Source organism: Planctomycetaceae bacterium, from assembly GCA_041398825.1.
Classification (GTDB): Bacteria; Planctomycetota; Planctomycetia; order Planctomycetales; family Planctomycetaceae; genus F1-80-MAGs062.
The window spans coordinates 237,575-257,912 of record JAWKTX010000001.1; the positions used below are offsets into that span (position 1 = coordinate 237,575).

16 protein-coding genes are annotated in these 20,338 nt (G+C 54.0%); 6 read left to right on the forward strand and 10 right to left on the reverse strand.

The annotated features are described in order from the left end of the window. Positions 1–39 precede the first annotated feature (39 nt). Both R3C20_00835 and R3C20_00840 read left to right on the forward strand, forming a co-directional pair. Positions 40–915, forward strand: coding sequence for an inositol oxygenase family protein (locus R3C20_00835; GenBank protein MEZ6039018.1), 876 nt, complete (start codon positions 40–42; stop codon positions 913–915). Between the two features lie 66 nt (positions 916–981). Next, positions 982–1,323, forward strand: coding sequence for a hypothetical protein (locus R3C20_00840; GenBank protein MEZ6039019.1), 342 nt, complete (start codon positions 982–984; stop codon positions 1,321–1,323). A 167-nt stretch (positions 1,324–1,490) separates the two neighbouring features. On the opposite strand, the gene R3C20_00845 is transcribed toward R3C20_00840, so the two are convergent. The 3 genes from R3C20_00845 to R3C20_00855 all read right to left on the reverse strand — a co-directional run bounded on the left by R3C20_00845 (position 1,491) and on the right by R3C20_00855 (position 5,560). Beyond that, positions 1,491–2,903 carry a hypothetical protein gene (locus R3C20_00845; protein MEZ6039020.1) on the reverse strand — a complete coding sequence of 471 codons (1,413 nt, stop codon included), beginning with the start codon at positions 2,901–2,903 and terminating at the stop codon, positions 1,491–1,493. Positions 2,904–3,805: 902 nt separating this feature from the next. Next, a complete protein-coding gene (gene panC / locus R3C20_00850; protein MEZ6039021.1) occupies positions 3,806–4,663 on the reverse strand; it encodes a pantoate--beta-alanine ligase in 858 nt (285 codons plus the stop codon). A gap of 108 nt (positions 4,664–4,771) precedes the next feature. Then, positions 4,772–5,560 carry a DUF1571 domain-containing protein gene (locus tag R3C20_00855; GenBank protein MEZ6039022.1) on the reverse strand — a complete coding sequence of 263 codons (789 nt, stop codon included), beginning with the start codon at positions 5,558–5,560 and terminating at the stop codon, positions 4,772–4,774. Between the two features lie 240 nt (positions 5,561–5,800). Here R3C20_00855 and R3C20_00860 point away from each other — a divergent pair, with 240 nt between their 5' ends. Together R3C20_00860 and scpB are read left to right on the forward strand one after the other, a co-directional pair. Then, the gene (locus tag R3C20_00860; protein MEZ6039023.1) at positions 5,801–6,469 is read left to right on the forward strand and encodes a hypothetical protein; all 669 of its coding nucleotides are present in this window, start codon (positions 5,801–5,803) and stop codon (positions 6,467–6,469) included. Positions 6,470–6,472: 3 nt separating this feature from the next. After that, positions 6,473–7,264 (forward strand): SMC-Scp complex subunit ScpB, encoded by a 792-nt coding sequence (gene scpB, locus R3C20_00865; protein ID MEZ6039024.1) that lies wholly within the window; start codon positions 6,473–6,475, stop codon positions 7,262–7,264. Here the strand turns inward: scpB and R3C20_00870 are convergent. Both R3C20_00870 and mtaB read right to left on the reverse strand, forming a co-directional pair. Then, on the reverse strand, positions 7,239–7,949 hold the full coding sequence (locus R3C20_00870) for a thymidylate kinase (GenBank protein MEZ6039025.1): 711 nt from the start codon (positions 7,947–7,949) through the stop codon (positions 7,239–7,241). The genes scpB and R3C20_00870 overlap by 26 nt on opposite strands. After that, the gene (mtaB, locus tag R3C20_00875; protein ID MEZ6039026.1) at positions 7,946–9,322 is read right to left on the reverse strand and encodes a tRNA (N(6)-L-threonylcarbamoyladenosine(37)-C(2))-methylthiotransferase MtaB; all 1,377 of its coding nucleotides are present in this window, start codon (positions 9,320–9,322) and stop codon (positions 7,946–7,948) included. The genes R3C20_00870 and mtaB overlap by 4 nt, the downstream gene beginning before the upstream one ends. Positions 9,323–9,749: 427 nt before the next feature. Between mtaB and R3C20_00880 the strand changes: the two genes are divergently transcribed. Further along, positions 9,750–10,859, forward strand: coding sequence for a DUF1570 domain-containing protein (locus R3C20_00880; protein ID MEZ6039027.1), 1,110 nt, complete (start codon positions 9,750–9,752; stop codon positions 10,857–10,859). A gap of 5 nt (positions 10,860–10,864) precedes the next feature. Here the strand turns inward: R3C20_00880 and R3C20_00885 are convergent, their stop codons facing one another. The 5 genes from R3C20_00885 to R3C20_00905 form a co-directional block, all read right to left on the reverse strand. Further along, a complete protein-coding gene (locus tag R3C20_00885) occupies positions 10,865–11,917 on the reverse strand; it encodes a hypothetical protein (GenBank protein ID MEZ6039028.1) in 1,053 nt (350 codons plus the stop codon). Next, positions 11,914–14,157, reverse strand: coding sequence for a hypothetical protein (locus R3C20_00890; GenBank protein ID MEZ6039029.1), 2,244 nt, complete (start codon positions 14,155–14,157; stop codon positions 11,914–11,916). Before R3C20_00890 ends, R3C20_00885 begins: the two co-directional genes overlap by 4 nt. Positions 14,158–14,518: 361 nt before the next feature. Continuing rightward, positions 14,519–16,984, reverse strand: a complete 2,466-nt coding sequence (locus tag R3C20_00895) for a hypothetical protein (GenBank protein MEZ6039030.1) — start codon at positions 16,982–16,984, stop codon at positions 14,519–14,521. Positions 16,985–17,042: 58 nt separating this feature from the next. Further along, complete coding sequence (locus R3C20_00900; GenBank protein MEZ6039031.1) at positions 17,043–17,276, reverse strand: hypothetical protein; 234 nt, start codon at positions 17,274–17,276, stop codon at positions 17,043–17,045. 282 nt (positions 17,277–17,558) lie between these two features. Further along, positions 17,559–18,362, reverse strand: coding sequence for a PIG-L family deacetylase (locus R3C20_00905; protein ID MEZ6039032.1), 804 nt, complete (start codon positions 18,360–18,362; stop codon positions 17,559–17,561). Between the two features lie 222 nt (positions 18,363–18,584). Here R3C20_00905 and R3C20_00910 point away from each other — a divergent pair, with 222 nt between their 5' ends. Further along, positions 18,585–19,985, forward strand: a complete 1,401-nt coding sequence (locus tag R3C20_00910) for a TlpA disulfide reductase family protein (protein MEZ6039033.1) — start codon at positions 18,585–18,587, stop codon at positions 19,983–19,985. Positions 19,986–20,338: the final 353 nt, after the last annotated feature.

Sequence of the window (20,338 nt, forward strand, 5' to 3'; positions counted from 1 at the left end):
ATGGCCAGGCCCCTGCTCTTCAAAGGATCGAGGTAAAAGATGACCAGCGATGAACCCCAAACTGGCGATCCGAAGCCACGCGATATCTCTGGCGCGCTGGAGGATTTTATCGAATCATCGGTTTACCCACAGCCAGCAATCAAAGCACGGGAAGACTATCGCAATTACGACTCGCCCGCCCGGGAATCTGTTCGGGATTTCTACCGTCAGAACCATCGCTTTCAGACCTATGAATTTGTTGGCCGGAAGCGTGCTGAATTTCTGCAGTTGAACCGGCGGCAAATGGGAGTCATTGAAGCTCTGAATTTCCTGAATACTCTGGTGGACGATTCAGATCCTGACATCGAACTGGATCAGCTTCAGCACCTGTTACAGACCGCAGAAGCCATTCGACATGATGGCCATGAAGACTGGTTTGTATTGGTTGGCTTACTGCACGATCTGGGCAAGGTGCTTTGCCTCTGGAATGAACCACAATGGGCCGTTGTGGGCGATACGTTTCCCGTTGGTTGCCAGTTCAGCGATCGAATTATCTACAGTGAATTCTTCACCGCCAACCCGGATATGACACACAGCGTCTACCAGCAGCCGCTGGGCGTCTACAAGCGGAATTGCGGGCTTCGGAATGTCCTGATGTCCTGGGGCCACGACGAATATCTGTTTCACGTTCTGAAGAATTATCTGCCGGAACCAGCCCTCTACATGATCCGATACCACTCCTTCTATGCGTGGCATCGTGAAGGACAATACGACTGGCTGTGTGATGATCATGACCGAGAGATGCTGCCGTGGGTCCGGAAATTCAATCCCTACGATTTGTATTCAAAATGTCCGATCGCGCCGGACTGGCACCAACTGAAACCGTATTACGAAGAACTGATCCAGAAATACCTGCCTGCGAAGATTGCATTCTGACACATCAGGCTGCCTGAGAATCGCAGCGCGTAAGACGCTTCCCGAAAGCAGATGAGGCTGCGTTCCGTGGCGGATACGATTTTCAATCTGTTGAACCGTGTCTGGTGGCGATGGACCCCCGGTTCACACGATGGTTTTTCGATGACCTACCATTGGTTCAATCTGCTGGAAGGGACTGTCTGGCTGGTGGTTGCCGGATTCATCTCGCGGCGGGCCATTCGATTCCGCAGGCACCGGATGGAATGGCTCTATGCTTCGTCGTTCGCTTTGTTCGGCATCAGCGACTGGGTGGAAGCCTGGCAACAGTCGACCGTCCTGATTCTGGCGAAGGCACTTATCCTGCTTTGGATCGTCCTTCTTCGTCAACGATCGATGTGCGTCTGGTATCCGGGAAGTCGCGTCTACTAGGCCATTTTCACAGCACGCTGTTTGGTTTCAGGTTTTGCCGGATCTCGTTTCGGATCGGATGAAGCCAACTGGACGGCACGATGGTGAATTTCACGTGCATGCACTTCCTGTCGAATCAACTCACTTTTCACCCGGTGTCCCTGCACCAATCAATTCGTCGTCACTGACTACGTAACGGATTTATGTCTCCATCGAGCGAGGACGAAGATGACTGCGACGATGGCATTGCCCAAAAATATCCATAGGCCCAAAGACGTCTTTTTGTTCGTGTGATTCTGAGTCTCCGGGTGATTTCGGGGCTGGATCGGTTGGCCGTCTGCCGTCAGAGCACGGATTAGTTCACCCTGCTTCGTTTGAATTACGGCCCATCCGTCCGGTACAGAGAATTCAAACAGTGTTTTCTCGACGTGGCAGTTCAGTCGAATGTCCAGAATAGTGCGATCATCGAATTCGGTGACCTTACCATTCGCCAGCTTTTCTTTGCGCCATTTGGTTGGTAATCCATTCACTCCGTACCCTCCTCGCGTTTCCCGCTCGGTGAGATTTCCATTCTTTGTATAGCATTCAACTCTTAAGATTCTGTCGGGGTGGCCTTCAACTGTGGCCACGCTTACAAGATCGACGCCTTCGAGGTTCAGAGTAAAATGGTCTGCTTCCACCCCATCGATCGTTACGGCGGACCACGCAACTTTCAATCCTCCTGAGGTGCCTCCGTTTGCTATTGTTTTGAGTCTCTGGTCGTCCATGACCAGCTCGTTTAATGGCCATGACTTTTTCGTAGCAACCCGGATCATGAACTTTGGCACGTCGTGCAGAGAGAACATCAACCAGGGAGATCGTTGTGGAAAGACGGCTCGGTCACTTATATTCTGACTTGCGAACCTTGCTACCTGATTGTACATGAAGCAGTCACGAAGCCCGTCTTCGTTCTGTGCGCCGATCACTTCTGCCATTTCGAAATCTTCGTCGGCAACAAATCCTTCCAGACCGCCCAGGCGTCGCCGGCTTTCCACATACGACTTGCTCTGTATTGGGTCCTTCGCATCAATAATCACCCTTTCTCGGTAGTACTCGTACTGAGTCTGATGGCGAGCGCTCCCTTCAATGGTTTTCCCAACGAGCTCCTCGACCAATTTCGATCTGTCGGGGTAATTTTCGGGATACATGGACTCATAGAAGCGACGTTCTGATTCCCGATCTGGCGATTCGGACCGGAAAACTCGCACGCTGCGAAGATACGATACTTGCATCGTCTGCGGAAGCGGAGCCCAGGCTGAGCGCAGGAATGCATCCAGCTTTGCGGCAGAGTCAGGTTTTTCACCGACAATCGGTTGGGTATAAGCCAGCAACTCAAGACCAGCTTCATATGAGCCAACCAGCATGGGAACGTTCGTACTAAGCCCAGTCGGCACCTTGAAATAATCTCCGCATCCCACTGGTTCAATGCTCTCAGGGCATGGACAGGCTGCCGGCGTTATTAAGTCTGGCCAGTTCTTAAAACAACATCCGGCAGGAACGTTCTCTGTGCCGGTGACTAACACGCAAAGTGCATACCAAGCCAGAAATCGAGTAGTCTTCATCTGACAATCCTTTTAATCTGCCTGGAGTAAACACCAGACAGCACGTGCAACCCCTCGACGAGATGACACTCTTTCATACTGACGACTGCGTTCCAATCTTACCCAGATACAAAGCAGCGTCATCGGCTCCAAGAAATCGGGGCAAGAAGCTGAGGGGTCGAAGTGCCACGTAGATGCAGAAATGAGCCTTTTCTCGAGACATACCGTTGTTGGGATTCGGTAAATGCAAATACTTGCACATCAGGGACCGGGAGTAGTGTGTAGTACGTGGTGTATAGTTTGTAGTGTGAGGGTTGAGGAAACGTTGGGCATTTTCGAAAGTTTCCACCCGTCGCAATCGGCAAGCGATGAAGGTTGACACGCATGATGTGAGATTGAGGTGTTTGGGCAGAAGCACACTTCGGTTCTTCGTTGTCGGTTGCTGGCTGGGAGCATGCATCGTCTTTAAGCCAAGCCCGGTGTGGTGCGGTGTTATGTTGGGCGCGTTTTTGTTTATGCAGGTTCGCGACAGGTCATCCGGCCGGAGTTCTACATCGCACACCATTGACCTGTTGGCTCCGACCGTCGGTGGATTGGCGGGTGAGACCGCCGCCGTCGGCTTGTCGTCAATCTGGTATCCAGTGACGGCATGGTTCGACTGGGTTCAAGCTGTGCTGGCGATGCTCGATAGAATGATCACGACGTTGGAGTCGCCGCATCGAGTCTCCTGTTGCCTGATATTGAGCCCGTCGACAGGATCCTGTAATCACCAGCAGAAGAGCATATGCTGCGATGTCTGGCGGCTAATGTCTTGCTGTTGATTGCGGTGGTGATGCCCCCCCGATTTGCCTCGGGTACAACTGCAAACATCGCGATGACAAAAAGCGGTTGGGTGAAGCACGTCGACGAAAGAAGACTTCTATCTATGCCTTTGTGCTGCGTTCGATCTCCATGTTGTCGATCAGGCGAGTCGTCCCCACCTTAGCGGCAATCAGGGCCACGGCTGGGGCGTCCCAGTTGTGGAGTTGCTGCAGGGTTCGTCGATCTGCGACCACGGCGTATTCCAGGTTGATGCCGACGGCCGATTCCAAATGCGCCTGCATGCGATTAGCGACATCGACGGGAGTCAAGTTTGGCTGCTGAGCCAGTGATTGAGCGAGCTGCAGTGCGCGATGCAGTTCCAGTGCCTGGGTGCGTTCTTCCAGTGTCAGGTAGCGATTACGGCTGCTCATCGCCAGTCCGTCGGGTTCACGAACGATGGGACAGGTCACAATCTCGATGGCAAAATTCAGGTCCTTCACCATCTGTCTGATGACGAGCTGCTGCTGATAGTCCTTTTGTCCGAAGTAAGCACGGTCCGGATCTGTGATGTTGAACAGCTTGCAGACAACTGTGGAGACGCCGTTAAAGTGGCCCGGGCGATGGGCTCCCTCCCATGGATCGGCGACATTTGCAACGCTGACGAAAGTCTGGGCGTCCTGATCGTACATATCGGACTGAGATGGCGTGAAGACCAGGTCCGCTCCGGCAGTTCGGCACAGCACCAGATCTTCATCCAGAGTTCTTGGGTAGCGACTGAAGTCTTCGTTAGGGCCAAACTGCGTTGGGTTAACGAAGATTGTCGTCAATACATAATCGCATTCCTGCCGTGCTCGTTCGATCAGGCTGATATGCCCCCGGTGCAGAGCACCCATGGTCGGTACGACACCAACGGATTTTTGCTGCCGTCTGGCTTCCTGAACCAGCTGATAGACATCTCCGATGCAAGAAGCGACGATCATAGATTTAGGGGCTCTAACAAAACCGGGACAGGCACCTTTCCCGACAGCAAATTCACAGCTTTTCTGAGCGATTCCGGGAGCCACCAGTCCCGGTTTTGTCAGGCGTTCTTAGAATCGATAGCTTGGGTTGCGGGTATCGAAGTCCCGGTCTGTCAATCGGACATCGGGCTTAATCCTGGAGAAGATATAGTCTTCGATGATCGGAGGCTTCGAACCAGGTGACGTTGGGAATCCCAGTTGCTGGACACGAACAGCCAACCCCGATTCCTCGTCGATCCAAAGTCGCGTGACATGAAACGGAAATTGCCGTCTTGGCTGAGGATGTGAGCCCTCAATGACGCGACATGTAAATTCCGCGACCTTGGCGTCTTTGAAGTACTTGACCTCAGTCTCGCCGTATTTTTTTTCTTCTTCCCACTGATTCACGACGGCTTCAACCATGTTGGCAATGCCGGCTTTTGTAATCGGGTACCGATTCTCGGCCATCACCTGACTTCCGGTCGGTGAAAGTTCCAGCGTTCCAATCAGACCAGCCAGCCCCGTTTCATGGACAAGCAGATTGTTGTTGTTGCGTCCTTCGACGTAAATGACTTCGCGTCCTTCTGAGGGATTCTCGAAGTACATGTAGACGCTGAACGGTTCATGTCGAACCTTCATCCGCATTTGCTGGGCGATCAGGGATTTGCCAACGATTTCCCGCTTCGTAAACGTGGCTTCGTAGGCGGACATCGCTTTCGCACGCGAAAGACATTCTTTTGCGAGTTCCACTGGCTTTGTTAGTGGGTGTTCAGCGGCTGCATCGGCCGCCTGCACCAGGCCGGCTGAAAATGTTGCCCCGGCGATTGCCCCAAGGACGTGGCGGCGTGAAATGAGGTTGTTTCGATTCTGCTTCGACATGATTCTCTCCATGATCAGCCAATGGGCTCTGCTCGCTCAGCAAATTGTAGCAGCGTTTTGAAATCCTTCGACAGGCACCTGAAACTTGTCCTGAACTTAGGCTTTGCCCATGTCTTCGGTGGGCAAAACTGCAATTGTGGCGTTTTCCAATGTTCTCTAGACTTCGGCAATTATTGCCACTTCAATGCCAACAGGTTTTGGCTTTCAGGCTGGTTGGACAACAGACTGAGTGGACGAGGGATGGATTCCAAAAGCGGGTTACTTTCTACAGTCGTCATGATGGTACCACTGATTGTGGTCCCAGCAATCGCGCTCCTGCGCCCGGCGATTCCTGGCAACGGTATTTCCACAGCCCCTCTGGGCGCTGCGACCGAAGATGACTTCTTTAATGAAGACTTCGGCGAATTTGCGGCATCTGATTCTGGCAAACAGTCAGACGACTCTCAGTTCCCGCCATCCACAACTGGCCCTGATGATTTTTCTGACTGGTTTGGTCAGGAAAAGTCGGTAAGTCGGGGGGAATCGGTATCCGGCCGCCCTGCCCCTGGTGCGCCTCGGGCAGAGGCTGGCCAAAGTGGGATGAATTCTTCGCTGATTTCGGACCCCTTCGCCGAAGAACCAGGTGTCGACCACGAAAGCCGGGTTGAATTAGAAACAGCCGAGGCTACCGGAGAACGCTCCGACCTGGACGAGTCGGTTTTGTTGACAAGACTTCAGCAACTTGGGGTCACCCGTTCCCTGTGGTTTTCAACCGGACATTCGGGGCGAACCGGGTTTGCGGTCTTCATTCCTGTTCAGGGATCGACGCAATATCGATTTGAAGCGGTCGCTGACGGTCGCATGGCGGCACTCAAGAGTGTAACTCAGCAAGTGACGGCCTGGCGACAATTGCAGCAGACGGGGCCATGATACATGTGGCCGCAGGTTCAAACATGGTCAACGAAGAACGGCTATCCGGCAGCCACGATTAACAATCAGAGTGGCCTGCTTCTGGCGCGGACAGAATCGCAGCGAATGCGGTTGCTGCGCGGACCTTTGCGTGTCAGGCAGTCGCTGCTGGATCGACTTCAGTTCCTGCCGGATGGCGGTCTTGTACGATCGACTCGGATTGCTCGACTGGAAGCTGCCCTGTTGATTTCCGGAGGGCCGCAGTCCGCCCGAAAGCTTGCGCAGCTGGCGCGGCTCATTGACTGGAAGGAGGCGGTTCAGCTCATCCAGGTGCTGAATGACAGTTACGAACGTGATCGCTCCGCTTTCCGAATTGAGAATACGGCTGGCGGATATCAGATGATGACGCGATCGCAACTGGCTCCGTGGCTTGAGCGAATCCATCAGCGCCAGGATCAAATGAAACTGACCCCGCCCGCGATGGAAACACTCACGATTATCGCCTACCAGCAACCCGTTACGCGTGCCGATGTGGAAGCCATCCGCGGAGTTCAGTCGACCGATATGATCAAGCAGTTGATCGATCGCGGACTGGTTCGCATTGGCGGTGAAGACGATTCACTTGGGCGTCCGTTTCTGTACATCACGACGCGACAATTTCTCAACATGTTTGGTCTTCAGCGGCTGGAAGATCTTCCCAACTTTCAGACGCTCCGCCGCCAAACGGCGGTACCGTCCGCATCGGAGCTGGATACCGATGACGAAGAAGACGGTGAAGGGCATTCCGACGTCAGTTCGGCTGGTTCAGCTGCATAACCATCTGCAGTATCTGATCACCAACCTCATTGATTTGTCGCAGTTCACCGCTTTGGGAGAGACCGGGAACAACGTGCCAGTCAGGCCGGCCTGCGGCGATTTGTTGATAACATCCCCGGACACGTTCCATGTAGGATGTATCGGCTTCCTGCAAATCCGCTTCCCGGTCCGTGTAATCTCGTGCCGCCTTTCGGGATACCAGTTCGCGGCTCCAGTCCGACGACATATCAATCAGAATATTGGCGTTGGCCTTTGGGAGTCCAAAGACATCAAATTCGACCCGTTCAATCCAGTCGATCAGTTGCGAGCGTTCTTCTCCATCAAGTTTTGCAGCCTGATGTGCGAGATTGGAACCCACGTAACGATCAAGAACGACGACGTCATTTGTCGCCATCATCTGCTCAAGCGCAGAACGCGATTCAAAGCGATCTCCGGCATAAAGGACCGCGGCGAGCTGAGGATGGACATCGCCAAGCTGGCCGAAACGTCCATTCAGAAAATCACCAATCGCCCGGCCGAAATTAGTGGCAGCATATCGAGGGAACTGCATCGTCTCTGTTTGCACGCCCGCATCGCGTAACGCTGCAACGAGTCGATTGGCCTGAGTTCCCTTGCCTGACCCATCGATCCCTTCAATTGCTACCAGAAACGCCATGACTATGCCTTCGCCATATTCGGCGTTCACTTAACGAGTGCTTTGATCCGATCGGCAACCACACCTTCGCGTGTCGCGCTCGCTGCAATTCCATGAATCAGTTGTCCAAGGTCCTGTTCGGTGCCAGGCAGTTCCACCGGCATGTACCAGCGGTCCGTTCCTTTAACAAAGCCAGGCCTGTCTTCGCTGAATCGTTCCGCGAGTACTTCGAGCCTGGCCCCTGCCACTTCGCTGTCTGCCGCTGTCGAGAGACGACGGCTGTAAAACTCCATCGCCAGATCTCGTTCCAGTTCGCCAAGCTGATGGACGCGGCTTTTGATGACAGGCGGCGGAACCTGATCGGGCATTGTTGCCGCAGGTGTTCCGTCACGACGGCTGAATGGAAACACATGCACTTTCATGAATCGCGCCCTGCGGCAGGTGTTCATTGTCTCCTGGAACTCGTCTTCAGTTTCGCCGGGGAAGCCCACAATCACATCCGTCGAAAATGCTGGGTCGTTGCCCAGAATGTCGCGAATCTGATTCAGACGATCGAGAAACCGTTCGACACGGTAACGGCGACGCATACGGGTCAGAACAGAGTTGCTTCCACTTTGTAATGCAGGATGGAATTGCGGACACAGATGTTCACAGTCTCCGGCGGCTTTGATAAAGTCGTCATTCACTTCGACGGTTTCGATGCTGGAAAGACGCATGCGCCAATCGCCGGGAATTTTGTCCAGTCGCCGCAGAAGATGCCAAAGTCTCTCCGGTTGATCCCCGGGTTTCAGATGATTCGTATCGATTCCGAAATGACCGACATGGACGCCGCTTACAACGATTTCACGAAATCCATTATCGATCAATCGTCGAAACTCTTCCTCAATATCGACAGGGCGACGACTTCGTAATCCTGGCCGGACTGTCGGGATAATGCAGTAGGAACATTTGAGGATACATCCATCCTGAATCTTGACGAACGCGCGATGGCGTCCTTCAAAGTCACTAATGCCCTTAGGCATATCGACAATGCCAAAACGGCTCAGGACATCCGGAAGTTCACGTTTGTCCGTGACGACATCAATGACATTCGGCAGTTCGCTGACGGCTTGAGGGTCCCGTGTTGCGTAGCACCCGGTGACGATGATCTTTGTGCCTGGGTTTTGACGTGCGAGCTGGCGAATCACCTGCCGCGATTTGGAATCGCCGGTATTTGTGACCGTGCATGTGTTCACCAGACAAAGGTCTGCGCGTTCATCATCGGTGGCTTCACGGTAGCCGCTTTGTGCCAGCGCTTCTCGCACAAGCTGTGTTTCGTATTGGTTGACCTTGCAACCAAGGGTCACCAGCCGACAGGTTCGAAATTCCACCATTGAAACGTGCACGATATTGGACAGAAACAGACGTGAGACGGATCGTGGCATGGTGACCTTGTCTGCTTTGAAAGGCAAATCTGCACACAGGAAGTGCGGAAGTTTTCCTCAGATCCTGAATGTTGCTGAAACGCAACATGTATGCGGGAGCGTGGCAATTCAGCAACATACGGTGATTCGACGCAACCACCCATGTTGCATTCGACAATCAGGCAGCCGGAACGTGGCAACATCCGGGCATCATTTTGTCTTCGATTCGTTGCGAATCGGCTCTGTTGCATCCCGATGGCGACAACTCATGGCTTCCGACTCGTTTTTCTTCAACTTTGTCTGCAAGTCTGAGCAAGGTTTCGTGGTAGTTCCTTTCCGCCAAACTCTGTGAATCTGATCTGTCGTCAACATGCTGGAACAACCACTGTACAGCCTCACACACTCAATATCTGCACGCAGGATCTGCACGCGAACGCTCCCCGTCCGTGTGTTGACTGTCCTGCTGGCGATGACGATTGTATCGAGTGTTCATGCCGGGGCTGCACGACTGATTGAGGTAACGTCTGAGGCCGGGATTTGTTCCGGCAAAGTTGTTTCTATGGACAGCCGGTTGTGCTGTCTACAGGATCGTTTTGGGGTTATTCGGCGAATCCCGGTTTCCGGTTTGAAGAGCGTCCGGGTGCTGGCAGAGAATTTTGTTCCTGCGGCGGCATCGGAGTTCAGGGAAAAGCTGCGAAGTGAATTCGGATCGGATTACGACATCGCGGGGTCAACTCATTATCTGGTCTGTGCTCCGCGTGGACGTGCCAACTCCTACTGCGACCTGTTCGAGCGTTCGTTTCGACAGATCGAACACTTCTATCGGGTCCGTGGTTTCGAAGTCCAGGAACCCGATTCACCATTGGTTGCGATCATCTTTGCAACGCAGGATGAGTTTCGTGAATACTGTCGTCGCGACAATTCCGACTGGAGCAGGGAGCTGCTTGGTTACTATTCACTGAATACCAATCGCGTTACGCTTTTCGACGAACTGAGCCCTGCTCTCGCGTCGACCCACAGGAACGTCTCCGTATCCCCCGGAATTCGTTCGATGTTTTCTATTGCTGGGCCAACCGCAGACACCATCATTCACGAAACGACGCACCAGGTTGGATACAACATTGGAGTCCATTCCAGAATTGGCGGAAGCCCAAGCTGGATACTGGAAGGTCTGGCAACGGTGCTGGAGGCCGATGGAATGCGAATGGCTGGATCCCGATCCGGGAACGCGTCTCGCATCAACGAAAGTCGACTCTCCTGGTTTCGTTCACAGTATTCTTCACGCCAGCAGGCGGGTGACCTTGCCCGTATGGTTGCCGATGAAAAGTTTTTCAACGGCAACGTGCTTGATGCTTATAGTAACGCCTGGGCGGTTACCTGGTTTCTCACGGAAAATCCAGCACGGGCCAGGGCATTTGCGAGCTACCTGAGACTCGTAGAGAGCCGGGACCCACTGAAAGATTACTCTGCAAATCAGCGGCTACACGATTTCCGTGAAGCTTTTGGCGACCCTGCAAAAGTCGAAGTTGAAATGCTGAGGGCAATGGACCGCTTGTAATTGGCTCAGGCGGCCACGGACCGAGTCAACTGAGCCCTCGCTTCCAGTTCGGCGTGAATTAACGCACCTCGGATTACGGCAAATTCCGGATCGGCAACCAATCGAACTGCAGAGATCATACTGGCGAGATCCTGCTGGATGAGTCGTTCTGTCAGCAGGTCGCTAACACCGTTCAGAAGCGAGCCACCGCCGGAGAGCAGTATGGGAATTCGTTTGCCTGCCAGCTGAGCGGTGACAGGTCCCCGACGCAGCAGATCTCTGATTCCGCCCACAATCTGGTCGAGGACGAGTGAGGTTGTTCCGGCAAGTATTCGTTCTCGATCTCCGACGGGTTTGCTCACACTGACTTGTCCATTCTTTTTCCAGTCAGCGACGGAATCCATGTCCAGAAACATGTCGCCGCTCTTGCTCCAGCGGAACATTTTAAAGTGCTGAGCGATCTCAGTATCAATCTGATTGCATCCGAAAGGAAGAGTCGTTGATGCCAAAGGCATTCCGAAACGTGTGACACAGATGTCTGTTGATTCCGCACCGATCACAACACTGATGCCGGTGAAACCTGCGCTGGCCCCACAGGCAAGAACGGACGCTTCGGCAGCGCTGACGGCGAAGGGTTCGTAGCCCTGCATTCGCACAAGACGCAGGAGAAAGTCACGGTTATTCATGTCCTGTTGCGGATCAATCCCCGCGTTTGGTACGACGACCGCGCAAAGGTTGGTCAGTCCGTCAGCAGGCGGAAGCATTGCCGCTGTCAGGAGATGCAGCATCTGCCTCGCTGGCGGATCATTTGATGGCACGATGCCATCGATCATCAGAGGTGTTAACGGAAGCTGGCTCAGCCATTGACAGTCCCTGGCGCGGTTGCCGACGACAGCAAGAGACTGATCACACACGGCGTAGGGGATGTTGCTCTCCTGCAGTGTCCTGTGATGCTGTTCGGTTTCTTCGATTAACGCATACTCCGACCGCTCCACGAACAGATTCAGTCGTGCCGGGTTGGCTGGATTCCGGAAGACGGATCGAATTCGACTGCAGCCAAAGTCAATTGCTGTAATCATGATCGTTTCTGCTCGTTGAGGTAGTTCAATGCTCGGTCGAGACTGGTGGATCGGCTTTTCACCGGACTTCCCGAATCGGCCATACTGTTCATTCTGCCGTCGTTCCCTGCGCTCTCCCCGGCATCTGTTCGGTAATGTTTTGCGCCAGGGTCATCAGTACCGATGGTGGCTGCGCTATCGACGCTGGTTGAGTTCTGAGCGTGGCTGGATTGTCGTCCTGCCTGGTCTTGTTGAGCCATTGCTCCGACCATCTCTGGCGATTGCTGCTGAATATCGCTGTTGATCGAAAAGTGTGGACCACTGAGGCTGGTATGTGCCGAATCGATTCTGAGGCGGCGAGGTCCTGCGGGGGTTCCAAACAGATTTACCCGCAACGGTAACGCTGCGTCACAAAGATCGATCGGCAGCCGATTCTCGATCAGATCCGTGAGGGCTTCGAAACCGGAAATCATTTCCGGATTTTCAGCAGCGAATCCGCCTAAAACAGTTTCGCTTGTTTCTGATTCATCGTGTTTCATGGTTACCAGATGCTCCTCGACTGACACTGGATCGATTGAGTTCTGGTTTTCGCCGGACTCATTGGAATCAACCTGCGGGAATTCTGTTTTGTCGGCTGCCATCGTGCCGTTTTGCTCCGCCCACGTGTCGATGGCGACGTGTGCTTCGGACTGCACGACTGCACCGCTCTGGCTTTGGTTGCGATTGCGAGCTGATACGACATTCGGGATCCAGTCGCCACTGAACCACTCCTCAGGCTTCACCATCGGGTCGGCGGATGTGACACACGATTCCACTTCGATGGTTGAGGCAAGCGATGGTGCAGATTGAGCCGACTCCATGGATGATCCCGACCCCGTGGGCACTTCGTCGTCAACTATTTCACCGGTCGTGCAATCGATCAGGCTCGCGAGACTTGAAGAGGAGAACTGTTCGTCTTCGTCACTCAATTTGTCAGATGCTTGTCGATACGCGCGTGCAGGATTCTCCATCCCGTACTGAGATGCGACGGCACCAGATCCCTGGTGCCTGTTTTCGGAGACCGGGATGCTCGCGAGCTGGGTTTGCAGATCGGTTGCTGCGGACGCGTGCATCGAACGCATTTCGGCTTCTGACTTGAGCCAGCCACCGATGATCAGTAATCCGGCCAACAGGAGGCCAACAACAAAGATTGCATTCCAGAGACCTGCCATCGATCCGGATCTCTGGACCGGAGGGATCGGTGCCGTGTCTGCTGCAGTTTCGGTGACAGGCAATTCGATACCAGCTTCATTCATTCGGACCACTGGAGATCCCGCCTCGTCGATCGGGTCCGGCGGCAGAATCTGAAGGGATGCCGGTCGCAGAGCACTCTGATCAATCGCGGTCTCGCTCGCATTGGCCGTTAGTTCGTTCTGACCATCTTCCCGGAAAGAATCCCCTCCCTGCGTCGTTAGATCCGCCACCGCCCGATCCGTCGGAGTCGACAGGAGAGGGATGTGGAAACCCGACACGACTTCGGATGGCTGGTCGCTGTCTTGCCCGGGAACGTCAACTGCAGAAGCTGTGGCCAAAGAAACTTCAGTTGGCTGCGGGGATGGCATTTCGTGGGTAGATGAATCGCTCATCGCGTTCGAACGCCATTCGGTGACCTGAGGCTGAAATCCCCGCGTCGGTCTTCCGCCTGCCTGAAGTTGCTGCCCGTTACCGGCAATGATGATGTCACCGTGCATCACAGGACTTGTAAGTGCAGCGTTATTCTGAGTTCTGCCGGAATTCGCAGACACGATTCGGGTGGAAGTTGCTGGGGTTGTGATGCCAAAGGAGTGAAATACGTCGCCGATTCGAACGCCGTCTTCCAGCGTCACAGGTGTTGCGATGCCATTCTGAATGAAGACCGCATTGGGGACGGCTGCCTGCCGCAGACTTTGGCCGTAGACCATCAGGATATACCCGGGCTTGATTTCGGGGCCCGGATCGGAACTCGATGGCGAAATGAAGTGTGTCCACTGGCCGCGTGCATTTCCGGAGGGGAGAACGAGGACCGTCGAGAAATCGGCCAAGAGCCCTGCCTGTGCAACAGCATCACGCAGATGGACCACCCGGTTGGGGGAGGCGATGGTGTAAGCATGGGGATTTGCCACATCACCTCCGACCACGAATTCTCCGGAAACTCCCGGTACTCCGGTCGAATGCTGCGCTGTGGCGAACCCCGACGAGCTTGTCGTCAGGGCGAAGCAAAGCAGGATTCCAAGCCGTCCCATGGCTAAACACCTCTATTCCGATTCCAGGACACCATCCATGGTCGATCCAGTTCCGGCAGAATCTGCGCAACGGGAGACCGCGCGCCGATGGCCAGTAATCAGAGGATCGGCATCTCTCACGGAAAACATAACCGTTTCCCTGGAACCGGCCCGTTCGGAAGAGTCGAATGAATGCCGACGGAACGTATCCGACATTATTCAGCCGGCGTTGTGATGCATTCGGCCGGGAGATTCGTGAGTTGCAAATGACGTGGTCAACACACTTCGCCGAAATGAGACTGACCGCTCACTGAGTCAGACGCTGAGGCTCCGGCTTCCATTGCGAAGCTCGGCATTTCCCCTGAACATCGTTCACCGGTGTCTAATCAAGCAGCTTCAGCTTGTCGATCAGATTTCGCTTCTGCAGGGCACGAGTTTCATCGAGAATCTTTTGCTGCTCTTCCAGAATGCTCTTCAGATCTCGAAGTGCCTCATGGAATTCGGCCATATCGCGTACGTTTTCCAGAATCGTTCGCAGGGTTGAAATCATCGCGGAAACCTGGGCAGCGGAATCAGATATCAACCGGGTCACAGGTTTTCGATCCATGGCCGCCACACGAAATTCACTGATCGTTCGATCAGCGTTTGAGAGTGGAGTTTTGGTGACCCGGCGAATAGGCATAAGGATTTCGTCTCGCATATTCATTGCGAGCTGCTGGGGAGGAATCGCGTTGTTCAGCAGTTGGCTGATAATTTCATCGAATCCGTCTGCGATCGAAGTGAGTTCGTTTCCCTGACGGCGAAGTGTGTTACCCGCTCTTGTCGCACAGGTTGTCACGGCGGCGTCATCTTCGGCCTTTCGGTCGGTCGCGTTCTCCAGTCGGCTCGCTACTGACTGATGAAAATTCAGATCCTGCTGAAGCTGATCGAGCTCTGAAATCACTTCCTCGAATCGGCGCCGCAGTGCAATCTCGCGTGTGTACAGCAACGACAGCAGTTCCTCGTTACTAACGATCCGGAAAACCATGGGTTCACTTCGGGACTCTCCGGGGCCCGTCATGACGTTGGAATCGCTGGCTGTTACGGCAAGAGTCAAAGTTTGGCCTTCGGAAAGATCGAGAGGCTGAACCTCGAACACTTCGAATGGAACGTCATCATCTCGACTCAGCTGATACTCCAGACTTCCCGGAGCTGGTGGTCGACGGAAAGGTCGAAGTCTCCATGTTGACTCGTCATCAACCAGAAATTCGAAATGTCCGGTCTGGAGCCCGTAGTCATCCGTGATCTTTCCGGTAATCGGAATCCTGGCCAGTCGAGTCACCGCGTTTTCAATCCCCTCGCCTCTCACTGCAATCACGGGGGCTTCGTCGGGAATTCCCCGAACCCGCAATACATCCGGATTGATGGACATGACTTCGTCTTCGTCCTGCAGAAAGAATCGGATGGCCGTGTTGGAAACCAGGGGAAAGAAGTCACTCGGCAGATCTGCAGAAGGGCTGGTGCTTTCGAGAGCTCCGGCAGTTGGTGGGTCTGCTTCTGATGTGGCGGCTTCCGTGAGTAACGAGAATTGAATCCGTAAACTGCGACCGTCTTCAGAAACCAGCGGCCCACCGACCAGCGAAGTGGATGCGAAACCCTCGCGAGGTATGATGCGAGCCGATTCACGATCACCGGAGATCTCAAAACGCTCGGTCACAATTCGGACGGACTTGAGCGGCTTGGAGGCGGCAGCCTGAAGTTCAAATGAAGTTCCCTCGGGCAGAGATATTTCACTGCCGGAGATATTGACGACCCGCTCTCGTTTCTGATTCCACTGGGTATATTCCGGGAAGTCACAGCGAAGCTGGATACTGTCAATGATGGGGACGTTGACGGGTTCAACACGATATTCGTGCGTCGGTCGATAATCTCCCGCAAGGATTTCAAGACGGATAGTTTCCTGAAGTCGCGCGAGAACAAATCGAAACGTTCTGTCGTTGGCAGATGAAATATAGGCACGGCTCCGACTACCGTCTTCGCGAACGACATCAATGCGAATACGGTCCGGCACCGTCCAGGGTTTGTTGTTCGCGGGATTGAACTCCGGGACAAACAATTCGAGTTCGAGATCCGTGCCACGCGGGTGCCGATACACCATGGCGCCTTCGATCTCGCGGAATTCTTTTTTTCGGTCGCCCGGCTGAGCAATTGCATAAATCTCAAGCGTCGAAGTGCGCTGGTGGTAGGTTTCTTCGCATCGAACGAAAGCGTCATACCAGCGGTTCAGGGTTGATGGCTGGAGAATTCCCACCGTAGCAATGGCAAGTGTAACTGAGGATGCCAGCCAAGCCGATTTTCGTATCGAATGCGTGCTGAAGACTTCTGAGGGGTCAATTGCTGCCGCGATTGAATTTGTTTCTTCAACTGCCCTTGCCAGCATGTTGGCAACAAGTGGCCCGTCGTTACTGAATCCCGACTGACTCTCAACGGATGTGATCAGTCGATCCTGAAACTGCGGAAACCGTCGTTCCAGAAGCAATGCCAGGTCGGTGTCGTGGATACGGCGGATGAGTGGAAAAAGGACGCGTGATCCCAGAATCCAGATCAGCACCGGCAGCAGTACGGCAAGTGCAATCGCTCTCAAGCCGACAGGCAGTTCCATCTTCTGTAAAGCGAACCAGCCTTCGTCGAGCAGCAGGCTGGTCCAGAAGACGCCACCGAGAAATACCAGCGTAACCATGATTCCGCCGATTGCAGAGTCGCGGCGGATTCTCTGCCGGACAGATTTCAGCAAGTGACGAATGGTGGGGCTGAGAGAAATGCGGATGGCCGGGGAGGACGTTCGATTTCCAGTGTCGGGACTGCTCATCGCGCTACGTCAACCCTCTGAACAAACATCAGATGCACAAACCTGAGTTGTCTTGTTTCTAATGACCACCATGGTCGGCCGCGGGGGCCTCAGATGGGGTCGTTCGTGCCTTTACCGTGCTGAATGTCCACCAGCATACCAGTGACATGGCAAGAACTGTGTACAGGAACAAAATGGACAACATCTTCCCGATGGCACTGCCAGCGGTGACGTCGTCTGCTTCGAACTGTTCGAGTTCGACTGGAGAGAACAATTCAGAAGTGTTTGCTGTTGCGGCTGGCGAATGAGACATAAACCAAGCTCATGAAAGACAGAGTGTGAAATAAATGAAAGTTTGATGCAGGCTTCGACGGTCACGCAGACCGCCTTGTTTCAAACTTCGAACAGATCGGATATGAAAAGTGCCGGACCTCGAACAGAGTACACGAACGACCTGAAGTCATCTCGACTGCGTGCGAACCTTCCGATTCAGGGGCAAATGATCCCAACGCAGGCCGAGCGTGCCTTTCAGCATCATTTCAACCCTTGTAAGCATAGCCTGCGAACAGAATCTCCGCGAACCGACCTTGCCTCGTTAACGGGTGAATTCTCGGATTTCCTGGGCGTTCAGCAGGCTTCCAAGCAGATTGTTGGACGGGTGTGGGTGCCCTTTGTACTGTCGGAATGCTTCGCCATGTGCAACTCCGATCTGGGCCCCCCGCGCTTCGCTCCATCTTTCGCAGGCCTGCATGTATTCGTCGATTCCGTGCTGTCGCCGAAGCCATTCTCTCTGACTGGCGTGGCAGGCCAGAGCCTGCATTTTACGTGAAAACTGGGGAGTCACATCCACGACAAAGTCCACGGGCTGACGATGACCAAAATGATCAATTCCCTCAATCGCATCCACGTAATACAGCCATGGAATCTGTCCGGTAATCGGGGCCGGGTCCCACTGATGGGTTCGGTAATTCGGCACCGAAGCGCTGAAACAGGCATCTCGCACCAGCGCACTGGTAATTTCGTGGTCATGCATGTAGTCCACGGGTGGAGCTGTGAGTATCAGATGAGGATCCTTGCGGCGGATGAATTCGCACATCCTTCGGCGGGCGTCCATATCGAAACAAATACTCAGATCGCGAAACTCAAGGCAGGTATAGTCCGCACCAAGAATGGCCGCCGCGGCCCCCGCTTCCGCCCTGCGGATCGTCGCAATTTCCTCAGCCGTATGTTCGGCGCTGCCGCAATCGCCGGGAGTCATTGTTGCGACTGAAATTTGACAACCTAATTCACGCAATCTCAGTAAAGTGCCGGCGCATTGGAATTCAATATCGTCCGGATGGGCGTGAATCGCGAGGACTCGCAGTTCCGACGGCGATGGGAAACTTCGCTCTGCAGTCATTTTGAAAATCTCAGATCAGGAATTGCAGTATTGCTCAGGGGAAGCTCTCGGTTGATTACTCACTCAGCCCCTTCTGGGCAGTCTAACTCGCTTGCCTGGTTGCACAAGCACACGAAAACCGGGGACTCGTATTTCAGTGGATCTGCGATTTGGATAGAACACCGGGTCTCGAGGTATTCCCAACGAATCCCCGTGCAAAAAATCGAAGGATCGATTTCCATCATGACCAAGAATCTTATTGCCCGTCAGAGATCGTCCCATCTCCTGGTGACTCGACTTCTGCATCAGCCCATTTGTTCAGCCGCTGCCTTTGGGGTGTCGGCTTCAATGTTCATTTCCGGCTGTGGAAGTTCTCCAGAAACCCCGGTCGATGCTTCTGCTGCGACGACAGATACGATTCCTGAGCAGAATGATTCTGCCGCCGCGACAGACGTTACGGACGCCCCGATGAAGCCTGCTTCCGCTGCTGAAGCATCGCCTGTTGCTACGATTACGGCTTCAATCTCGAGTCCCGTTTCAGATTCGGAAGAAACCACAAACAGTGAAGTCACAGCGCCGACTGAAACTCCCGATGAGGTGACGCAGTTGCTGCAAAAAATTCAGCAACTGCGGGTCGCACCGGTTCCTCAGGACATTGAACAAGCGAGGGTGACTCGGCGAGATCGAAACCAGCAAATTGTCGACACCGCGACGAATGTGCTTCGTTTGACGATGAACGATGAAGCTCGAGCCAATCAGTTTCAGCAGGCCATAGGCCAATTGCTGGATGCGCGATTCCAGATGGCCCTTTCCGGCACTTCGGAAGATGTCGAGCAGCTTTACGCGGACGTCCAGGCATTACAACAGCATGATCCAAAGTCTCCGGCAGCAGCTCAGGGTGTCTACATCGCTGCGCGATTTGCTCATACAAAGGCCGGACTGCAGGGGAAGGCACAGCCGGAATGGTTTGAAACGCTTTCCAGATGGGCACGCGAATTCTCTGATCGATTTCCGGAACAGGAACAAAGAGCTGTGTCGCTATTGTTCGCGGCTGCAAGAAGTTGCGAGCTTCACGCCTTGTCAACAACTGACGCAGGCCTTTCAACGCGTCTGATGACGGAATCGAAGCTCTGCTACACCGCCCTTGCAGAGAATTTCCCCCAGTCCACACCGGGACAGGAGTCAATTGCGGTACTTCGCCGTTTCGCGGTGACTGGCCAGAAACTGTCACAGTTCTCCGGCCCAACGATCGACGGTGGATTTGTGTCATCGGACGACTTCGTTGGTAAGCCAACGTTGATCTACTTCTGGTCGACAGAAAACAAGGAATTCGCCGAAGAGATCTTGCCACTGTTGACTAAAGTTCGGACGCAGGCTGGCAGTGACCGACTGCGAATGATTGGCGTCCCCATGGATGAAGAAGAGCCACAACTGGAGGCGTTTATGGAAAGTACGCCTGTTCCAGGCCAGCAAATTTATTTCCCCGATCCTAATCAGAGATCGTGGAATAGTCAGCTGGTTCGATTTTGGGGCGTTTCGAAAGTCCCTTCCATCTGGATTCTGAAGTCTGATGGGACTGTCGTTTCCACCAGCGTGTCTACCGCGGAAATCGTTCCTCTTCTGCAGCAGGTCTTTAAGAACTAACGGCTCTGTAATTCCGCAGACCATTCTCCCACGGCTCGCAGAACCGGGGCTCACAGGACGGACTCTGGCAATATTCTGAGCAGAAGCGTCCGCAGCAACGCAAACTCGGATGGTGATGAAATTGCAGCCGCCCCTTGTGTCATGGGATGGGGGCGGGAGAACTGTTGTTGGCCGACGGTTGCAGAAACGGCCGGGGCACGGCAGTGATTCGGAGCGATCTCTGAAGGACCTGAGAAGGACAGATTCGGAGAGCATTCTCTGGCCCGTACGGATAGCCGTAAACAGCTCCCAGTGATACCGGACGTCTTGTTGTCTGGAGTAAGTGCGTTCGCGTCCCGGGGGAGATGCCCACG